Here is a 19,034-nt window from a genome sequence, read left to right as displayed (position 1 = left end):
TGAACGACATTGAAAGGACGAGTACACAGAAGACGTAAGCAAAGCGAGCCGGGGGCGGTGAGAGCCCGGTCTGAAATCTCTGTCGAAGAACCTCCTGGAGTCGCTACCCGAACGCTTTGCAAGTAGACGTAGCCGGACCGTTCCCCGTTATCGGAACTACGAGATGTTCGTCTCGAAAAAGTGAGTAGATTCGTCTACTAATTTGGGTGGCACCGCGGAGCTTGAAGCCTTCCGTCCCATAGTCCATGGGATTGGAGGGCTTTTTTCTATTGCTCCGTCCTAAATATCCCACAATTGGAGGAAGACAAAATGACAACAGCAACAAGCATGATGAAGGAAAAGCAACAGGCGATCACGACGGTAAAGGCAACGTTCGAAGAGAAGTTCAGCACGGCGCTCGGTCTCACGCAAGTCCAAGCCCCGTTGTTCGTCACGTCGGCGAGCGGTGTGAACGATCATTTGAACGGTGTGGAACGCATCATCCAATTCGACACACAGTACCCGGGACATGAGCTCGAGATCGTCCAGTCACTCGCAAAATGGAAACGCGAGGCGCTCGGGCGTTACGGGTTCGCTGCCGGGGAAGGGCTCTACACACAGATGCGTGCGATTCGTCGCGACGAGGAACTCGATGCGACGCACTCGCTATATGTTGATCAGTGGGACTGGGAACGCGTCATCACCCGTGAAGAGCGGACGACGGATTACTTGAAGGCGACGGTCGAATCGATTTATGCGGCTCTTCTAGAGACGGAAAAGACGGTCGAGGCGAAGTATGACATCAAAGCGATTCTTCCTGAGGCGATCCATTTCATCACGAGCCAAGAACTCGAAGACGCCTATCCGACGCTCTCATCAAAAGATCGGGAAAGCGCGATTTGTAAAGAATACGGTGCAGTGTTCATCTCACAAATCGGAGGCGCCCTCCTTTCAGGTGAGAAGCATGACGGTCGAGCGGCAGACTATGACGACTGGTCGCTCAACGGCGACATCCTCGTCTGGCACCCTGAACTCGAGTCTGCGTTTGAATTGTCGTCGATGGGTATTCGTGTCGATGAAGCGGCCCTTGCGAAGCAACTTGAAATCGCAGGCGCTGAAGAGAAGCGGAAGTACCCATTCCACCAGGCTGTTCTTGAAGGACGTCTGCCACTTACAATCGGCGGCGGAATCGGACAGTCGCGTGTCGCGATGTATCTCCTCCGGGCCCGTCACATCGGTGAAGTCCAATCATCGGTTTGGCCGAGTGAAGTCGTGGCCGCATGTGAGGAAGCCGGCATCAGCTTGCTGTAATTAATAATATAGAAGAAACTCGTCACCAGGACTTTCATTTATGGAAGTCCTGGTTTTCTGTGCAACATTTTCCACCCTACACGTCAATTTTTACACCTACATAATGGAAGCGTTTTCATTTACATTAAGGATGTACCGATGGGATTGCGTGAACCCATCAACTGTCAAAGGAGGAATCAGGATGAAACGAACATGGAGACTGTCCACGGCCGTCATGACGGCGGGCATGGTGATGACGCTTGCAGCGTGTGGAGGCGGTTCGCTCACTGAGAACGAAGGGTCGAACGATGCGAACGCGAACGAAGGCGAGAAAAAAGAAGTGACGTTGAACGTGTTCCAATTCAAAGCTGAAATCGCGAAAGACCTCGAGGCGATGGCGAAAGAATACGAAGAAGAAACAGGCGTCAAAGTGACGGTGCAAACGGTCGGAGGCGGTGCCGATTACGGTGCGGCGTTGAAATCACAATTTGCTTCGGGCAATGAGCCGGACATTTTCAACAACGGCGGTTTCACAGAAGCGAAGACGTGGCAAGACAAACTCGAAGACCTCTCGGATGAGAAGTGGGTCGGCGACTTGAGCGACGTCGCCAAAGAGCCGATGACGATGGACGGCAAGTTGTATGGCATGCCGATGAACCTAGAAGGATATGGCTTCATCTATAACAAAGAGCTGTTCAAAAAGGCCGGAATCAACGAATTGCCGAAGACGTTGTCCGAGTTGACGGAGGCGGCGGAAAAACTCGATCAAGCGGGCATCACGCCATTTTCGGTCGGGTACGCTGAGTTTTGGATTCTCGGTATCCATCTATTGAATATCCCGGTGGCGCAGCAAGACGACCCAGATGCCTTTATTCAGGCGTTGAACGACAATAAAGCGAAATTCGAAGACAACGAGCAGTTCCAACAGTTCTTGAAACTGTTCGACCTCACAATCAAATACGGGAACAAGAACCCGCTCACGACAGATTACAACACGCAAGTCACGCAGTTCGCTCAAGGCGAGACGGCGATGCTCCAGCAAGGGAACTGGGCCCAACAGATGATTCTCGACGTGAATCCGGACATCGAGATGGGCTTCGTGCCGATTCCAATCAATGATGACAAAGAGAAGATGGACCGTCTGCCGGTCGGCGTCCCGAACAACTGGGTCGTCAACAAGAACTCACAATATAAAGAAGAAGCGAAGGATTTCCTCGAGTGGATGGCGACATCTGAGACGGGACAAGACTATATGGTCAACAAGTTCAAATTCATCCCGGCGTTTAAGTCAATTGAAGCGAACGACCTCGGCCCGCTCGCCGATGATATTCTCGCCTACTCGAACGAAGGCAAGACCATCTCGTGGAACTGGTTCAAATATCCAGACGGTGCCGTCAATGAGTACGGTGCGTTGATGCAGGCGTACGTCGGCGGTCAAAAGACCGGAGACGAGATGTTGCAAGACTTCACGAAAGTCTGGCTCGATAAGACGAAATGAAGACACGGGCGCGAAATGACCCCTTCGCGCCTGTTTTGTTTGGATAAACTGAAATCATTCTCTTGCTTAAGTATTCTCTCTTGTCAAACAAGCGTCGCTCAGACAAAATAATAGACAGTTGAGGTGGCGTTCGGGACTGACCGACGCCACTATTTTGTTGGGGAGATGAATGGGATGAGAAAGAATGTCACGGTCGCCTTACTGCTTGCGACCTTTTTAGCCGCGATTGAAGGGACGGTCGTGTCCGTCGCGACACCGGTCATCGCGAGCGAGTTGAACGGCGCCGCGCTCGTCAGTTGGGTGTTCGCCTCGTATTTGTTGTTCACGGCGGTCTCGACCCCGATTTACGGGAAAGTGGCTGACTTGTTCGGACGTAAACGCGTACTCTTATTCGGAATCGGGTTGTTCACGGTCGCCTCGCTTCTCTGTGGGCTTGCCGGGTCGATGGAACAACTGATCATTTTCAGGGCGCTACAAGGGCTTGGCGCCGGTGCGGTGCTGCCGATCTCGATGACGATTATCGGGGACTTGTATAAATACGAGGAGCGCGGGAAGATTCAAGGAATCTTGAGTGCCGTCTGGGGGGTCTCCGGTGTGTTGGGTCCTGTAATTGGTGGTTTTTTGGTCGAGACATTGTCTTGGCGTTACGTCTTTTTACTGAACGTTCCGTTTGCGCTCTTCTCGTTCTTGATGATTGTCGCCTTCTATAAAGAAAATGTGAGCGAGACGACGGAGCGGATTGATGTCAAAGGTGCCCTGTTGTTTGCGGGAGGGACGTCAGCATTCCTGTATGCCCTCATCACGTTCAGCGAGACGAACGTTTGGACGTCTCCGGTCGTCATCAGTGGGGTGGCGAGTCTGTTGTTGCTCGCCAGCTTTTACGTGTCCGAACGTCGTGCCAAAACACCGCTATTCCCGTTCGCGCTGTTAAAGCATCCGGTAATCGCGTCGATTAACGGGGCCGTCTTCTTTGCGGCGTGGGTGCTCGTGTCGATGTCGGCATATATTCCAATTTGGGCACAGGCGGTCCTCGGGAAGACGGCGACAGAGGCAGGGTTCATGCTCATGCCGCTCTCCGTGTCGTGGACGGTCACCTCGATTATCGGCGGCCGGACGCTCGGTGCGGCTTCCCCGAGACGCCGCGCCGTATCGGGGATGAGCCTGTTGCTTTTCGGTACGATTCTTCTGACGAGCCTCACGCAAGCGAGTCCCGACGTGTTCGTCTATCTCGCCGTCGCCTTAATTGGCGTCGGTTTCGGATTATCGCAACCGATGTTTATCGTCGTCTTGCAGACGGTCGTCTCATATCGGGAGCGTGGAACGGCGACCGCCGCGAACTCATTTTTGAGCACGGTCGGTCAAACGCTTGGCGTCGCCGTGTTCGGGGCCGTCTTTAACTTCATCGTCTTGAGCGGGTTTCGGACGGAAGAGGCGCTACGTGGCGTCTCGCTCGAATCGTTCTTTAACCGGGCCGCGAGCACGGCGCTTGAGACGGGTGTCCGTCTGCAAGGTGAGCAGTTGATTGCAGATGGCTTGAACACCGTCTTTGCCGGGGCCGCGCTTGCCGCGTTCATCGCGCTTCTCATCGCGCTTCGTTTGCCGGTGCACCCACCCGAGCCTTCACGCGACAACTAAAATCGCGTTATGATGGAGACAAGGGAGGCGATTATCGTGAAACGATGGATTCTCATGTTAGGCCTCATCTTCGTCGCCGGATGTGCAACCGAACCGGCAGAGGATGGAGCGCAAGACGAAACACCGATTGAACAGGCGCCTGAACAAACGGACGAGACTGAAAACGAACAAACGACTGACGAGGGTGAAGGCTTGTCGGTCGGAACGAGTGAAGCTGTCGCAAGCCAACTCGAAGCGCCGTGGTCCATTGCAAGGATCGAAGACGGCTGGCTCGTCTCAGAACGCGGTGGTACGATCGCCGTCATCGATGAGGAAGGGAACGTGGACCGGCAAACCGTCGAGTTGACTGAAGCGGTGCTCGAGATTGGCGAAGGAGGGCTACTTGGCCTCGCCCTCGCTTCGGACTTCGACACCTCGCGCCAACTGTACGCTTACCACACGTACGGCACACCAGGCAACGTCCAAAATCGTGTCGTCGAACTGACATGGGAAGAGGATCGCTTCGTCGAGACGGACGTCATCCTCGAAGACATCCCGGGTGCGCAGTTCCATAACGGCGGCCGATTGCTTTTGGACGGTGAGGCGCTTTGGGTGACGAACGGCGATGCGCTTGTCCCTGATCTCGCCCAAGATGAGACGTCGCTCGCTGGGAAGATTCTTCGAATTCCGCTGTCCGGTGAAGGGGAACCGACTGACTGGATCTATTCTTCAGGTCACCGTAATCCGCAAGGGTTGGCGAGTGTTGACGATGTCCTCTATGCGAGTGAGCACGGGGCATCCGGTCACGATGAAGTCAATCGCATCGAGCAAGGAAAAAATTATGGATGGCCGTTGATTGAGGCGGATGAGACCGCGGACGGGCTCGAGACGCCATGGTTCGAAGTCGGTTCGACCTCGTGGGCCCCGTCCGGAATCGTCGCGGATGAGGAATACGTCTATATGGCAACGTTGCGCGGGAATCGTCTCGTCGCCCTCGATCGCGAGACGCGTGACGTGCTCTCGATCATCGAGGATAAAGGCAGGATACGTGACGTCTGGCTCGAAGGGGACGTGCTGTATTACATCACGAACAATACGGACGGACGCGGCAATCCGGGTGCCGACGACGATCAATTGTATCGCGTGACGATTCGATAGAAACTGACACTTTGTCAGTTTCTATTTTTTGTTGCTTTTTGAAAGTAAGTCGCTATAATCAGGTTGTTAATTGGAAAATGAAGGGGAATATTACGTGAATCAAACAAAACTTATTCATAAGCATGAAAACTTGTATTTCGGCTTGCTCGTCGCGGCGAGCGTTATGACAATTCTTTTAGCCATCGTCTTAACGATTGCCTCACTCGGCATCTTTTTAGTCATCATCGGCTTCATCGTGTCATTATCGATGTTCGCCCACTGGATTCAAATCGGCTATATTCGAACGAACGGGGTCAAAGTGACGGAACATCAATTTAACTAAATCAGGCGAGAATTCTCCCTCCTCTAAGCGTCCGGGGCGAAGCCCAGCGTAGGTGGGAGATGAATCGCCCGTGCTAGCAAGATTATATGTGCTTGGTATAATGGATGTAACCAACCAAAAGGACTGAACTATCAATGAAAATGGATACGAACAAACATTCAGTCTTTCTTCTGAACTACCATCTCGACAAGGAGAGGCGTGATCACTTTGCTGAAGGCGTATAAGTTTCGATTGTATCCAACGACACCACAACAAGAACACTTCATGAAGACGTTCGGTTGCGTCCGTTTCGTCTACAACAAGATGCTCGAGGAACGGATCCGGTTATATGAAGAGTCGAGGCTGAACCCTGACGCGAAGCAGAAGCTCCCGACCCCGGCGAAGTACAAGCCCGAGTTCCCTTTCTTGAAAGAGGTCGACAGTCTATCCCTGGCGAACGCCCAGATGGACTTGAACAAGGCGTATGCCAACTTCTTCCGCGACAAGTCTGTCGGGTTCCCGAAGTTCAAATCGAAGCACGGCGACCGCGCCTCCTACACGACCAACAATCAGAACGGGAGCGTCCGGATCGAGGACGGGAAGGTGAGACTCCCTAAGGTGGGGTTCGTGCGGTTCAAACAACATCGTCCTTTCGAGGGGATCATCAAGTCTGCGACGGTCTCGATGACGAAGACGGGCAAGTTCTTCGTCTCCATCCTTGTCAATCAAGGCGAGGAAAAATGGGTTCCTGCCAAGAACAAGATTGGGATCGATCTTGGTCTTGAGCACTTCGCCATCATGACAAATGACGAGATGGTTTCTGAGAAGATTGACAATCCTCGTTTCCTTCGCAAGTCAGAAGAGAAGGTCAAGAAGGCGCAGCGCGCTCTGTCACGAAAGAAGATCGGAAGCAAGAACAGAGAGAAGGCCAAGCTGATCCTCGCCAAGAAACACGAGAAAATCGCAAACCAACGCAAAGACTTCCTTCATAAACTGTCGAAACAAATCGTTGACGAGAATCAAGTCATCGTCGTGGAGACGCTGAAGTCGCAAAATATGATGAAGAACCACAGGATCGCCAAATCGATCGCAGATGTCAGTTGGTACGAGTTTGTTCGACAGCTAGAATACAAGTGTAAGTTCTACGGACGGACGCTCATCAAGGCAGATCAATGGTTTGCATCGACGCAAATCTGCTCTTCCTGTGGATCAAAAGGCGAGAAGAAAACAGTGGATGTCCGTGAATGGACGTGTACGTGTGGCGCTCATCATGACCGCGACATCAATGCGAGCATCAACCTGTTGATGTTGGCAGACTGAAATACCTTCAGGGCAGGGACTTGCCCGACGAGCTTGGTCAATAATCGTAGCTAGTAAAAGTACGATCTTCCCAAGAAGCTCCCACTTCAATTTGCGAAGCAAATAAGTGGTGAGTAGTTCACGGATCTGTATGAGATATATCAACGCGTCGGACAAGGGATGGGCATCCGGATGTTACCGGACGTCTATATCTTGCAAGCCGGGGGCATCTTGAACGCGTTCGCGACACGGTTCTTCCAAAAGAATATGATTATTTTATACTCAGACATCGTTGAGTTGTCACGGAACGGTCAAGTGAAAGAAGTCGAGTTCATTATTGCGCATGAACTAGCGCATATTCGCCGTAACCATGTGCAAAAACAATGGCTCGTCTTGCTCGGGAATATCGTCCCGTTCCTCGGGTCGGCCTACTCGCGGGCTTGCGAATATACGTGCGACCGGATGGCGGCCCATTATATTCAAGACGAAGCAGGCGCTTACCGTCCTTGCAGTTGGTGGCACGCTCGCCAAGGAAGTGAACGAGTTCGACTATTTACAAGAGGCGAGCCGTGAGAACGGCTTTATCGCCAAATACAGTGAACTCATTTCGACACATCCGACGCTACCGAAACGAATCGCCGCCATTGCCACGGCAGCTGGCGAAGTGAATGTACCGGTATTCAAGACGGCCGGATATGTCAAAGCGTCAATCATTGGGACGATCGCCATGACGGTCGTGTTGAACGGGGCCATCATCGCGTGGCTCGTCATGAGTGACGGGTTCGCGAGTCTTGCCTCGACACCATTTAGTGAAGGATTCACCGATATGACGATGGAAGATCCACTTTCACAGCTTGCCTATGACAATGCGAGCTATGACGAGATTGAAGCCGAGATTTTAGGCGGTGCCGATGTCAACGCGCAAGACGGATATGGCGACACGCCGCTCCATAACTTGTTCTATAACGAAGAAGTCGACTACGCGACGGTCGAGCTATTGCTTGAGAACGGGGCCGATGCGTCGATTGAGAACATGGACGGCATGACGCCACGTGATTTGGCAGTTGCGGAAGGACATCCTTTCGATTTAGTGGAATTATTGCGCTCGTACGAGTGATGTAGAGGTTCGTTCTGTAGAAAGTCTACGGAACGAATCTTTTTTTTGCTTCTTTGCAAGCGTTTGCATCGGCCGTGATATAATCGGAGGAGGAGGGATGACGGTGAACAGCATTCGAACGAAACTGACGGGAATGATCGCGCTGACGATTCTCGTTCCGGTCATTTTGGCGACGATTATTTCCTATTGGTACGTGAAGGACCGTGAGCGTGAACGCGGCCTGCAGTTGACCGAATGGTCGCTCGAACGTGGCACGTTGCAGTTTGAACGCTACGTATCCGATTTGAGCCGTCTCCCGACGAGCCTCTATGCGAATCGGGACGTGCTCGATATTTTAGAGTATGGTCCGGGTCTCTCCCTCGAACAGACCGAACTCGAAGTAAGGCGGGCGCTACTCGGGATGTACTTGTCACGGGAAGACGTCGCACAAATCCAACTGCTTATACTCGAGGATATGGACTCGTTCGCAGCGTATAAGATGAAGGTGTCACCGCGTTCGAAGAAACAACCGAGCCCGATTCAACAACAACTGCTTGAAAACAAAGAGAGTCGTGTCTTGCTCGAAGCGTCGCATCCGCTCGTCCCGTACCATGACTTTGGCCCGATCCTCTCGGAGCAAGAAGTCGTCACACTCCATTTTCGACTCGATAAAATCGAGACCGATACACCGCTCGCCGTCTTATCAATTGATATCTCGGAAGACGTCTTCGTCGGTCAGCTCGCTTCTTTACAAAACAGCCCGGATGAGAGCCTTTGGTTCGTCGGGGCAGGTGATCAAGTGTTCGCTCATCTTGGCACCGAGCCGATTCCAGAGACACTTGCCCCGATGTCCGTATCACGCGACGGCAAACATCATCGCATCATCAAATCGTTTGAGTTCGAAAATCAGGCGTTTTATGTTGGCAAGTCCATTCCCGACCGTCTCCTCACCGAGCCGGCTTCACGAACGTCATTCATCATCTTCATCGTCGGAATTGCCTCGCTCGTTCTAGCCCTCATCGGTGCGACGTATGCATCGATGCGGTTGACGACACCGATTCGGACATTGACGTCGAACATACGACGAATCGAGCAAGGGGACATGACCGTCTCGTTCGATTCCCTCGGAAATGACGAGTTCGGGGTATTAGGGCGACAATTCAAGTTGATGATTGAGCGAATCGATGATTTGATTCAACGAGAATATCGGCTCGCGCTCGAGAATCGGACGAATGAGCTTCGGGCACTTCAAGCGCAGACGAACCCGCACTTTTTGTTCAACGCGCTCCAATCGATTGGCACGATCGCTTTGAAGGGGGATGGCAAGACAGTGTATCGTCTTATCACGCAACTGTCGTCGATGATGCGGTATACGATGCATCCGGACGAATCGATGGTCACGTTAAGGCGTGAAGTCGACCATTTACAGTCGTACGTCCGGCTTCAACACGTCCGTTTCCCTGATCAGTTCTGTATCGAGATTGACGTCCCCGAGGAGCTGCAGACGCTCGTCGTGCCGAAGATGATTTTACAACCGCTTGCCGAAAACTTTTTCAAACACGGATTCGAACGTGACGGGTCCTCGACGGCAAACCGGTTTTCACTGCGCATCCGACAGATTGGGCCTGAGCTCGTCGTCCATTGTGAGAACAGCGGACAAAAAATCCCGAATAATCAACTTGAAGCGTTACAAGAACGTATGGAACAGACGACCGAATTGCGCTACGGCGCGGAAGGTACCGGTTTAAAGAACATTCGCGATCGTCTCATGTTAAACTATAAACGGGAGGCTGAATTTATGTTGGCTACACCAGAGACAGGCGGTTTTCGCATCGTCATGCGTTTTCCAGCGGTGAAGGAGGCGGATGCGTCATGACGAAAGTGTTGATTGTCGATGATGAGTCACCGGTACGGGAGGCTGTCAAATTACTCGGGGAATGGGAGCGTCTCGGTGTCACGACCGTGATTGAGGCGAGCAACGGGAACGAAGCGAAGGCGTTGATCGCTACAGAACGTCCCGCCCTCGTCTTATCGGACATTCAAATGCCGGGATGTAACGGAATCGAGTTGATGGAGTGGCTCCATCAAGAAGCCGAATCGGCAAAGTTGATCGTCTTGACCGGGTATGACGAGTATTCGTATATGCGGCGCGCGATTCAACTCGGCAGTTTCGACTATTTACTCAAACCGATTGACCCGGACGTCTTGAACGACACGCTCGAACGGGCGCTTGTCGACATCCGTCCATCGTCAGAAGACCCGATCGTCCAAATCGGGGCGTTCATCGAACGGCATTATGCGGAAGAACTGAGTCTGCAAGGGATGAGTGAGCGCTTTTTTTTGAGCCGTGAATACATATCGCGGCGGTTCAAGCAACACTATGGCGTCAACTTATCCGAGTACTTGCTTTCGATTCGCATGCTCGAGGCCAAACGTCTCCTTGAGACGAGTAGACAACGTATTTACGAGGTCGCCCAAGCGGTAGGTTTTTCGGACGATAAGTATTTCCGGAAAGTCTTCAAGAAACAAGTTGGTGTTACACCGAATGAATATCGGGAACATTATCAACGACAACTTTAAAGGAGGACATGAATCATGAGTGTACACATTGGAGCAAAAGAAGGACAAATTGCAGAAACGGTACTACTTCCAGGAGATCCGCTTCGTGCGAAATATATCGCCGAGACGTTTCTTGAGGACGTCGAATTGTACAACGAAGTCCGTGGCATGTACGGCTTCACAGGGACGTATAAAGGCAAACGCATCTCGGTACAAGGAACGGGGATGGGCGTTCCATCGATGTCGATTTACGTGAACGAGTTGATCATGTCATATGGTGCGAAAAACTTGATTCGTGTCGGGACGGCTGGCGGGATTCAAGAAGACGTCAAAGTCCGCGACGTCGTCATCGCCATGAGTGCGTCAAGTGAGATGGCACAAAACCGTGTCCGCTTCAACGGCATGGATTATGCACCGACTGCGACGTTCGACCTCCTACATCGTGCATATGTAAACGCGGAGAAAGCCGGAATCCCAGTCAAAGTCGGTCAAATCTTCACAGCCGATCAATTCTATCAAGATGACTTCCACCACTTCAAAAAGTGGGCCGACTTCGGTTGCCTCGCGATTGAGATGGAAGCGGCAGGCCTCTATACGCTCGCAGCCAAACATAAAGTCAACGCGTTGACGATTCTCACGATCTCAGACCACTTGTTGACTGGCGAAGAGACGACGTCAGAAGAGCGTCAATCGACGTTTGACGAAATGATTCGTGTCGCCCTCGACACGGCCGTCGAAGTGACAAATTAATCGGGTGCCCTACAAATTCGTTTGTAGGGCATTTTTGTGTCGGTGTGCTCAGTCGTCTATACAAAATATAGATGGCAAGCTAGACTGGAGCTGAAAACTTAGTCTGATTTGACTAGGCCGAGGAGTTGAAACGATTGAACAAGACGTCAGCGTTTGTCATCTACAGTATCGTCTTTTTTGCCTTCTTTGATTTATTCGCCCAGCTCCCCGTCATGAGCACGTTCGCTGTCTCAGTCGGGGCGACGCCGTTCATCGCCGGCGTCGCGATTGCCATCTACTCGTTAGCGAACACGTTCGGCAATGTCTTGTCTGGCGTATGGACGGATAAGGTCGGTCCGTATCGCATCTTGCTCGCCGGTCTCCTCTTGTCGAGTGCGAGCTTATTCGCGTACCAGCTTGTCGATCACCCGACGACGTTGCTTGTCGTCCGTGTCATCCACGGATTCGTGGCCGGCCTCATCGTGCCGGCGGCATTCACCTTGTCGGCCAACCTGACTGCTGCGAACCGACAAGGAAAGAAGGTCGCCCTCACCGGGAGTTTCGTCGGACTCGCCGCAATCCTCGGTCCGGCGTTTAGCGGGATCCTGGCGAGCCGGACGTCGGTCCCGGTCGTGTTTTCGTTCGTAGCGCTCTATGGGATTGGCGTCACCCTCTTGACGTTGTTCGTCATGCGGTCGTCCCGTTTGACGGAACGTCTGGTGGATGCTGAACCAACGATGGCGTCCCAAGGGCTACAGCGGGACGTCTTCAAGGCATACGTCGGTGCGTTCTTGCTCATGTTTTCGCAAGGGGCGCTCGCCTATCTGTTGCCGCTTTACGTCGAAGCGCTCGGGTACGACTCCCGGTTGAGTGGGACGCTACTCAGTACGTTCGGTGTCGTGGCGGTCCTCGTCTTCGTCTTGCCGACGAACCGGCTGTTCGACCGTCTCGAACCGACGAGACTCGCCGCGCTCGGCATCGGCATTCTTGGTGTCAGTCAAGTGCTCATCGGGAACGCCACGAGTGTGATGGCGCTCTATGCGGTGCTCGCCTTCTACGGCCTTGGTTTTGCCATCTTATTCCCGGCCATCAATACGTTATTGATTCGAGCGACGACACGGACGAATCGAGGCAAGTCGTACGGTTACTTTTACGCCTTCTTCTCACTCGGTACGGTCGTCGGCTCCGCCGTGCTCGGCTGGCTCACGATTGCGTTACAACATAAGTTCACGGTCACGGGTGTCGTCTTGCTCGGGGCGGCCGCCGTCTTCGGTTTATTCGAACAAGTGCGGCGACGCGTCTGGACGACGAAGTCGGAGTGAGCGCGTCATCTCTTCGTTACGAGCGAGAAGGTTCAAAATGGTCGAGGCCGAGGTTGAAATGATAAGATGGTTGTAGCGCTATCCATCAAGGGAGGAACCTTCATGCTCGCACCGATCGAACAATTGTCAGTCGAGAAACTGATTCAGAAGCAACGCCGTTTCTATAAGACACAAGCGACCAAGTCGCTCGCGTTTCGACTCAGTATGTTGACGTTTTTGAAAGAAGCCATCAAACATCACGAACCAGAAATCATCGAGGCGCTCCAGACAGATTTGAACAAGTCTGAACTCGATGCGTTCACGACCGAGATCGGCTTCATCTATGATGAAATCAATCGAACGACACGTGAATTGAAGCGCTGGATGCGTCCGAAACGCGTGAGCGGAGCGGCAATCCATCTCGGGACGAAAAGTGAGATTATGTATGAACCGTACGGGACGGTCCTCATCATCGCCCCTTGGAATTATCCGTTCCAACTCGCGATCGCCCCACTCATTGGAGCCATCGCAGCCGGGAATACGGCCGTCGTCAAACCGTCCGAACTCACGCCGAACGTGGCGCGCATGATCACGACCGTGCTCGAACGTGCGTTCACTGACCGTTATGTCGTCAGTGTCGAAGGGGATAAAGACGTCGCTTCGGCGCTCCTCGCCGAGAAGTGGGACCACATCTTCTTCACCGGTTCGACTGCGGTCGGGAAAGTCGTCATGGATGCGGCGGCGAAACATTTGACGCCAGTCACGCTTGAACTCGGTGGCAAATCGCCCGCCATCGTGCATGAGGATGCGGTCATTGATATCGCGGCGAAACGAATCGCCTGGGGCAAATGGATGAACGCCGGTCAGACATGTGTCGCACCGGACTACGTCCTCGTCCACGAATCGCGGCGAGACGAATTTTTAGAGGCGATTAAGCGCGAGGCGTTCGCGATGTTCGGCAACGGCGTCGGGACGAAACGATTCACGCGCATCGTCAATACGAGCCACTTCGACCGGATTAGCCGTTATCTAGAGGAAGGCGACATTTACTTTGGCGGGGAGACCGATCGGGACTTGTTGAAGATTGCCCCGACCGTCATGACGGACATCGAGCCGGATGCGAACGTCATGAAAGACGAGATTTTCGGTCCAATCTTGCCGGTCTTGACGTATCGTGATTTGGATGAGGCGATTGAATTCGTGGACGCGCGTCCGCACCCACTCGCCCTCTATTTGTTCACCGAATCGAAAGCGGTCGAACAGAAGACGTTCAAACACCTGGCCTTCGGCGGAGGGTGTGTCAACGACGTCCTCATGCATTTGACGAACCCGAACTTACCGTTTGGCGGAGTCGGGGACAGCGGCATCGGCTCATATCACGGACGTTACAGCTTCGAGACGTTCAGTCATGCGAAGTCGATTTTACGAAACACGACGAAGTTCGATTTACCGCTTCGTTATCCGAACTTTAAGTCGGCCGAGAAATTGATTCGTCTCGTCTACCGTTGAATTTGTTGGACTGTGGCCTTTATAGCTACAGTCTTTTTTGTGCACAAAAACGAAGATTGTTTGAAATGTCACATACTTTTGTGATGAAACCGCCCGTTCTCCTGTATAATAAACCCATACCATGAACGTACGAGACATTCATAACGAATGATGAAGGGAGCAGGGCATGATGTCTACGAAATGTGGAACGACGCAACCGAATAGTTTCATCTTCTCGAGCGAGACGAAACAGTTGTTGCTCGAGATGATGGCGACGCATACCTATCCGAAGGCGAGTATCGTCTGTTGGGAAGGCGAGAAGTGTGACAAATTCTTTTATATAAAAAGTGGAGCGGTCAAGTTTACAAAAATCACGAAAAAAGGGAATCCGCTCGTCATGTTTTTATTTGGATCAGGTGACTTTTTCGGTGAGTTCGACATCGTGGAATCGTACCCGAGCTCATACAGTATCGAAACGACAGAAGAGAGTGTCATCGGTACCATCTCGAAGCAAGAGCTCGAGACGCTCATGCAACAGGATATCCGGTTCGCAGGGGAAATCATTCGCTGGACGTCGATGATGCGCAAGCACTCCGAGATGAAAGTGCGCGACTTGCTTCTTTACGGGAAACCCGGAGCGCTCGCCTCGACGTTGCTCCGCATGGCGGCGATGCATGGGGTGGAAGAAGACGGGACCGTCGTCATCCCGAGACATCCGTCGGACGGGGAGCTCGGTCAACTGATCGGTGCACCGCGTGAGACGGTCAATCGTCTCATGAGCCAGTGGCGTAAGGACGGGATCTTGACGACGTCGTCCAACGCAATTGCAATCCATGATTTCGATTTCTTAAAAGAACTCTGTCATTGCGAAGGGTGTCCGGCTGGGATTTGCCGGTTATAACGATTCAACAGCCGTCTCCTCGTGAGACGGTTTTTATTTTTGTATTTGTGAATTTTGTGTGTGAAAACTACGCAAAAATGATGTGATTGTCACTTTTCGAGTGATAAAAGTCACATATTAACGGTAACTCGATTTCATACAATGAAAGTGGAAATCATAACGGAAAGGGGTCCTTCACTTGGATAAGAACGGTGGGAAAGAACCAGACTTGAGAGGCACGTTCACATCGGTCATGATCGTCGCTGGCGTCATCATCGTCATGTGGTCGTCGGTCTTTTATTTATTCCTCACACGATAACGCAGAAAGGAGTGACGTACGTTGCACATTCATAAACTTGAAAAATATTGGTTAGGTTTCGGCATCATTTTATTGGGCGTCTTTTTGACCGTCCTTGGCATATCCGCGTTTGCATCCGGCAACCAGCCGGCTTCTGACGCCGACTTGATCGACCCGGCCACCGTCCATCAGACGGCGCCGTTCGATAACCCGGGGTTACACAAAATCGGGGACAACGAATACGAGCTCGTCATGGTCGCCCAAGCGTTCACCTTCACACCGGGCAACGTCGAGATTCCGAAAGGGGCGAAAGTGACGTTCCTCGTCACGTCACCTGACGTCGTCCACGGCTTTCAGCTCGTCGGGACACCGGTCAACATGATGGTCGTACCGGGTCATATCAACTCGCTCACGTATACGTTTAAAGAAGCCGGAGAATTTTTAATCCTCTGTAACGAGTATTGCGGGACAGGCCATCACATGATGGCGACAAAAATAAAGGTGGTGGATTAACGTGAACGATGTCGCTTCAAAATTGAAACAATGGGAAATGGAGCGGGGCGTGCCTGTACCGAGTATCGGTGTCAAAGAAGCGCGCCTCGCCTATGCCCACGTCGTCATCTCGGTCCTTGCCGTCTTGATCGGTGGCTTGGCGGGACTCATGCAGACATTGATTCGGACCGGTGTCATTCCGGAAGTCTTCGGCTATTATCAACTGTTGACCGCACATGGCATCATGCTCGGCCTCGTCTTCACAACGATGTTCATCATCGGCCTTCTTTACGCGCTCCTCGCCAAGTCGTTCGGGCGATTCGAAGCATTCCCGACACGCCTCGCCTGGCTCGGTTTTTGGATGATTATCGCCGGTGCGGTGCTCGTCACGATTATGGTGCTCGCGAATAAGGCGACGGTGCTCTATACGTTCTACGCGCCGCTCATGGCCGATCCGGTGTTTTATATCGGTCTCGTCTTGTTCGTCGTCGGGACGTGGCTCTCGGCGTTCGCGATGTTCCGGATGTACGCGGACTACAAGCGGGGGAACCCGGGGATTCACCCGCCACTTCCGGCGTTCATGAGTATCATGACGATGCTCCTCTGGGTCATCGCCACGCTCGGTGTCGCCGGGACGATTTTGTTCCAGCTGCTGCCGCTTTCGCTCGGATGGAAAGACACGGTCGGAATCGAGTTGTCGCGGACGCTGTTCTGGTACTTCGGTCACCCGCTCGTCTATTTCTGGCTCATGCCGGCTTATATCGTCTGGTATACGGTCGTGCCAAAAGTCATCGGGGGAAAAATCTTCTCGGATGCTCTCGCTCGGATGGCGTTCCTGTTATTCTTGTTGTTCTCGTTCCCGGTCGGTTTTCACCATCAGTTGACAGAACCTGGCATCGATCCGTTCTGGAAGTTCGTCCAAGTCATCTTGACGTTCCTCGTTGTCATCCCGTCGTTTATGACGGCGTTCTCGCTGTTTGCGACGTTTGAACTTCGAGGGCGCGCCCTCGGTGCCCGCGGACTGTTCGGTTGGGTGAAGAAGATGCCGTACAGTGACGTCCGCTTCCTCGCGCCGTTCGTCGGGATGTTGTTCTTCATTCCGGCCGGTGCAGGCGGGATCATCAACGCGTCGCATCAATTGAACGCGATGGTGCACAACACGCTTTGGGTCACCGGTCACTTCCATATCACAGTCGGAACGGCTGTCGCCTTGACGTTCTTCGGGACGGCGTATTGGCTCGTCCCAGTCCTTCGCGGCCGCACACTCACGAAGGCGATGAATCGCCTCGGGCTGCTGCAAACGGCTACGTGGGCGTTCGGGATGTCGATCATGTCATACGCGATGCACATCTCGGGACTCCAAGGCAACCCGCGACGGACCGGTCCGGCGACTTACTTTTCGGACGCGCTCACGCGGGAATGGATCCCGTACCATATCGCCATGGCGATTGGTGGGACAATCCTCTTAATTTCTGTTCTCATCTTCGTCTACTCGATGTTCAACTTGTCGTTCCTCGCCCCGAAAGGAGAGGAAGAATTCCCGCTCGCGGAGACCGAAGAAGCCGCGATGGAGACACCTCGCTTCTTCGAGAACTGGAAACTGTGGATCACCGTCACGTTCGTTTTAATCGCGTTCGCGTACACGATCCCGATTTGGCACTTGATTGAAAGTGCACCTCCGGGAGCGCGCGGGTGGGTGCTCTGGTAAACTGAAGTCAGCCCAAGCGGCTGACTTTTTTCGGTGAACTACTCACCACTTATTTGCTTCGCAAATTGAAGTGGGAGCTTCTTGGGAAGATCGTACTTTTACTAGCTACGATTATTGACCAAGCTCGTCGGGTGGTTCCCACCCTGAAAGAATTCGTTTTAGTTTGCCAACATCAGAAGATTGATGCTCGCATTGATGTCTCGATCATGGTGAGCGCCACAGGTACACGTCCATTCGCGGACATCCACTGTTTTCTTCTCGCCTTTTTCGCCGCAGGAAGAACAGATTTGTGTCGATGCGTACCATTGGTCGGCCTTGATGAGCGTCCGTCCGTAGAAGTTTGATTTGTATTCGAGTTGTCGGACGAACTCGTACCAACTGACATCTGCGATCGATTTGGCGACCCTGTGGTTCTTCATCATGTTCTTCGATTTCAATGTCTCCACGACGATGACTTGGTTCTCGTCAACGATTCGCTTCGACAGCTTATGAAGGAAGTCTTTACGTTGATTTGCGATTTTCTCATGTTTCTTGGCGAGAATCAGTTTGGCTTTCTCCCGGTTCTTGCTTCCTATTTTCTTACGAGACAGAGCGCGCTGCGCCTTCTTGACCTTCTTTTCAGATTTACGGAGAAAACGAGGGTTGTCGATCTTCTCGGAGACCATGTCATCGTCTGTCATGATGGCGAAGTGTTCCAGCCCGAGGTCGATGCCGATCTTGTTCTTAACCGGGATCCATTGCTCGTCATCCTGATTGACAAGGATGGAGACGAAGAACTTGCCCGTCTTCGTCATCGAGATTGTCGCGGACTTGATGATCCCCTCGAAAGGACGATGTTGTTTGAACTTCACGAAGCCGATCTTAGGGAGTCTCACCTTCCCGCCCTCGATCCGGACGCTCCCGTTCTGATTGTTGGTCGTGTAGGAGGCACGGTCGCCGTGCTTCGACTTGAATTTCGGGAACCCCACAGTTTTGTCACGGAAGAAGTTGGCGTATGCCTTGTTCAAGTCCATCTGGGCGTTCGCCAGTGACAGGCTATCGACTTCTTGCAAGAAAGGGAATTCGGGCTTGTACTTCGCCGGGGTCGGGAGCTTCTGCTTCGTGTCAGGGTTCAGCCTCGACTCTTCATACAGCCGGATCCGTTCCTCGAGCATCTTATTGTAGACGAAACGGACGCAACCGAACGTCTTCATGAAGGATTCTTGTTGTGGTGTCGTTGGATACAATCGAAACTTATACGCCTTCAGCAAAGTGATCACGCCTCTCCTTGTCGAGATGGTAGTTCAGAAGAAAGACTGAATGTTTGTTCGTATCCATTTTCATTGATAGTTCAGTCCTTTTGGT

At 52.6% G+C, this 19,034-nt stretch carries 18 protein-coding genes, 2 pseudogenes and 1 other annotated feature; of the genes and pseudogenes, 18 read left to right on the top strand and 2 right to left on the bottom strand.

The genetic code is table 11. The annotated features are described in order from the left end of the window. Positions 1-242, top strand: a binding site (T-box leader). Positions 243-309: 67 nt separating this feature from the next. From asnA to KB235_RS13765, 18 genes and pseudogenes are all read left to right on the top strand, one after another. After that, complete coding sequence (asnA, locus tag KB235_RS13845) at positions 310-1,290, top strand: aspartate--ammonia ligase (protein ID WP_034815813.1); 981 nt, start codon at positions 310-312, stop codon at positions 1,288-1,290. Between the two features lie 181 nt (positions 1,291-1,471). Beyond that, on the top strand, positions 1,472-2,767 hold the full coding sequence (locus tag KB235_RS13840) for an ABC transporter substrate-binding protein (protein WP_051622701.1): 1,296 nt from the start codon (positions 1,472-1,474) through the stop codon (positions 2,765-2,767). Between the two features lie 174 nt (positions 2,768-2,941). Then, positions 2,942-4,402, top strand: coding sequence for an MDR family MFS transporter (locus KB235_RS13835; protein WP_211779929.1), 1,461 nt, complete (start codon positions 2,942-2,944; stop codon positions 4,400-4,402). Positions 4,403-4,438: 36 nt separating this feature from the next. Then, positions 4,439-5,539 carry a PQQ-dependent sugar dehydrogenase gene (locus KB235_RS13830; protein WP_034815811.1) on the top strand — a complete coding sequence of 367 codons (1,101 nt, stop codon included), beginning with the start codon at positions 4,439-4,441 and terminating at the stop codon, positions 5,537-5,539. 94 nt (positions 5,540-5,633) lie between these two features. After that, positions 5,634-5,861: a hypothetical protein gene (locus tag KB235_RS13825; RefSeq protein ID WP_211779928.1), complete on the top strand. Its 228-nt coding sequence runs from the start codon at positions 5,634-5,636 to the stop codon at positions 5,859-5,861. Positions 5,862-5,995: 134 nt separating this feature from the next. After that, positions 5,996-6,082 (top strand): annotated as a pseudogene (locus KB235_RS15870) (IS200/IS605 family transposase); the annotation flags it as partial. After that, positions 6,069-7,160 (top strand): IS200/IS605 family element RNA-guided endonuclease TnpB, encoded by a 1,092-nt coding sequence (gene tnpB, locus KB235_RS13820; protein ID WP_211780982.1) that lies wholly within the window; start codon positions 6,069-6,071, stop codon positions 7,158-7,160. The pseudogene KB235_RS15870 and the gene tnpB (KB235_RS13820), both read left to right, overlap by 14 nt. Before the next feature lie 126 nt (positions 7,161-7,286). Next, complete coding sequence (locus KB235_RS13815) at positions 7,287-7,712, top strand: M48 family metallopeptidase (RefSeq protein ID WP_338032662.1); 426 nt, start codon at positions 7,287-7,289, stop codon at positions 7,710-7,712. After that, positions 7,675-8,256, top strand: coding sequence for an ankyrin repeat domain-containing protein (locus KB235_RS13810; protein WP_211779926.1), 582 nt, complete (start codon positions 7,675-7,677; stop codon positions 8,254-8,256). Before KB235_RS13815 ends, KB235_RS13810 begins: the two co-directional genes overlap by 38 nt. Positions 8,257-8,353: 97 nt before the next feature. Continuing rightward, positions 8,354-10,111 carry a sensor histidine kinase gene (locus KB235_RS13805; RefSeq protein WP_211779925.1) on the top strand — a complete coding sequence of 586 codons (1,758 nt, stop codon included), beginning with the start codon at positions 8,354-8,356 and terminating at the stop codon, positions 10,109-10,111. Next, positions 10,108-10,815 carry a response regulator transcription factor gene (locus KB235_RS13800; RefSeq protein ID WP_211779924.1) on the top strand — a complete coding sequence of 236 codons (708 nt, stop codon included), beginning with the start codon at positions 10,108-10,110 and terminating at the stop codon, positions 10,813-10,815. Before KB235_RS13805 ends, KB235_RS13800 begins: the two co-directional genes overlap by 4 nt. Positions 10,816-10,830: 15 nt before the next feature. Continuing rightward, positions 10,831-11,544 carry a purine-nucleoside phosphorylase gene (deoD, locus tag KB235_RS13795; RefSeq protein WP_034815803.1) on the top strand — a complete coding sequence of 238 codons (714 nt, stop codon included), beginning with the start codon at positions 10,831-10,833 and terminating at the stop codon, positions 11,542-11,544. A 134-nt stretch (positions 11,545-11,678) separates the two neighbouring features. Then, entirely contained in the window at positions 11,679-12,845 is a 1,167-nt protein-coding gene (locus KB235_RS13790) for an MFS transporter (protein ID WP_211779923.1), read from the top strand. 102 nt (positions 12,846-12,947) lie between these two features. Then, entirely contained in the window at positions 12,948-14,333 is a 1,386-nt protein-coding gene (locus KB235_RS13785) for an aldehyde dehydrogenase (protein ID WP_211779922.1), read from the top strand. Positions 14,334-14,502: 169 nt separating this feature from the next. Then, positions 14,503-15,213: a Crp/Fnr family transcriptional regulator gene (locus tag KB235_RS13780; protein WP_034815825.1), complete on the top strand. Its 711-nt coding sequence runs from the start codon at positions 14,503-14,505 to the stop codon at positions 15,211-15,213. A 178-nt stretch (positions 15,214-15,391) separates the two neighbouring features. Continuing rightward, complete coding sequence (locus KB235_RS13775; RefSeq protein WP_152545902.1) at positions 15,392-15,511, top strand: cytochrome c oxidase subunit 2A; 120 nt, start codon at positions 15,392-15,394, stop codon at positions 15,509-15,511. Positions 15,512-15,532: 21 nt separating this feature from the next. Then, positions 15,533-16,003, top strand: a complete 471-nt coding sequence (locus KB235_RS13770) for a cytochrome c oxidase subunit II (RefSeq protein WP_034808393.1) — start codon at positions 15,533-15,535, stop codon at positions 16,001-16,003. 37 nt (positions 16,004-16,040) lie between these two features. Next, positions 16,041-17,690, top strand: coding sequence for a b(o/a)3-type cytochrome-c oxidase subunit 1 (locus tag KB235_RS13765; RefSeq protein WP_211780981.1), 1,650 nt, complete (start codon positions 16,041-16,043; stop codon positions 17,688-17,690). A gap of 158 nt (positions 17,691-17,848) precedes the next feature. Here the strand turns inward: KB235_RS13765 and tnpB (KB235_RS13760) are convergent, their stop codons facing one another. Together tnpB (KB235_RS13760) and KB235_RS15865 are read right to left on the bottom strand one after the other, a co-directional pair. Continuing rightward, complete coding sequence (gene tnpB, locus KB235_RS13760; protein ID WP_211780980.1) at positions 17,849-18,940, bottom strand: IS200/IS605 family element RNA-guided endonuclease TnpB; 1,092 nt, start codon at positions 18,938-18,940, stop codon at positions 17,849-17,851. Beyond that, positions 18,927-19,013, bottom strand: a pseudogene (locus KB235_RS15865) (IS200/IS605 family transposase); the annotation flags it as partial. The gene tnpB (KB235_RS13760) and the pseudogene KB235_RS15865, both read right to left, overlap by 14 nt. Positions 19,014-19,034 lie beyond the last annotated feature (21 nt).

Origin of the sequence: Exiguobacterium alkaliphilum, from assembly GCF_018138125.1 — a bacterium.
GTDB classification, from domain to species: Bacteria; Bacillota; Bacilli; order Exiguobacteriales; family Exiguobacteriaceae; genus Exiguobacterium; species Exiguobacterium alkaliphilum.
The sequence above is the reverse complement of the archived record's forward strand: the minus strand, read 5'-3'. Positions and strand labels throughout refer to the sequence as shown.

What these genes read in the sequence shown, in the direction of transcription:
- KB235_RS13765 (WP_211780981.1), top strand. Translation starts at nt 16,041, where the DNA reads ATGGAGCGGGGCGTGCCTGTACCGAGTATCGGTGTCAAAGAAGCGCGC.
- KB235_RS13800 (WP_211779924.1), top strand. Translation starts at nt 10,108, where the DNA reads ATGACGAAAGTGTTGATTGTCGATGATGAGTCACCGGTACGGGAGGCT.
- KB235_RS13805 (WP_211779925.1), top strand. Translation starts at nt 8,354, where the DNA reads ATGACGGTGAACAGCATTCGAACGAAACTGACGGGAATGATCGCGCTG.
- deoD (WP_034815803.1), top strand. Translation starts at nt 10,831, where the DNA reads ATGAGTGTACACATTGGAGCAAAAGAAGGACAAATTGCAGAAACGGTA.
- KB235_RS13780 (WP_034815825.1), top strand. Translation starts at nt 14,503, where the DNA reads ATGTCTACGAAATGTGGAACGACGCAACCGAATAGTTTCATCTTCTCG.
- KB235_RS13840 (WP_051622701.1), top strand. Translation starts at nt 1,472, where the DNA reads ATGAAACGAACATGGAGACTGTCCACGGCCGTCATGACGGCGGGCATG.
- KB235_RS13835 (WP_211779929.1), top strand. Translation starts at nt 2,942, where the DNA reads ATGAGAAAGAATGTCACGGTCGCCTTACTGCTTGCGACCTTTTTAGCC.
- KB235_RS13785 (WP_211779922.1), top strand. Translation starts at nt 12,948, where the DNA reads ATGCTCGCACCGATCGAACAATTGTCAGTCGAGAAACTGATTCAGAAG.
- asnA (WP_034815813.1), top strand. Translation starts at nt 310, where the DNA reads ATGACAACAGCAACAAGCATGATGAAGGAAAAGCAACAGGCGATCACG.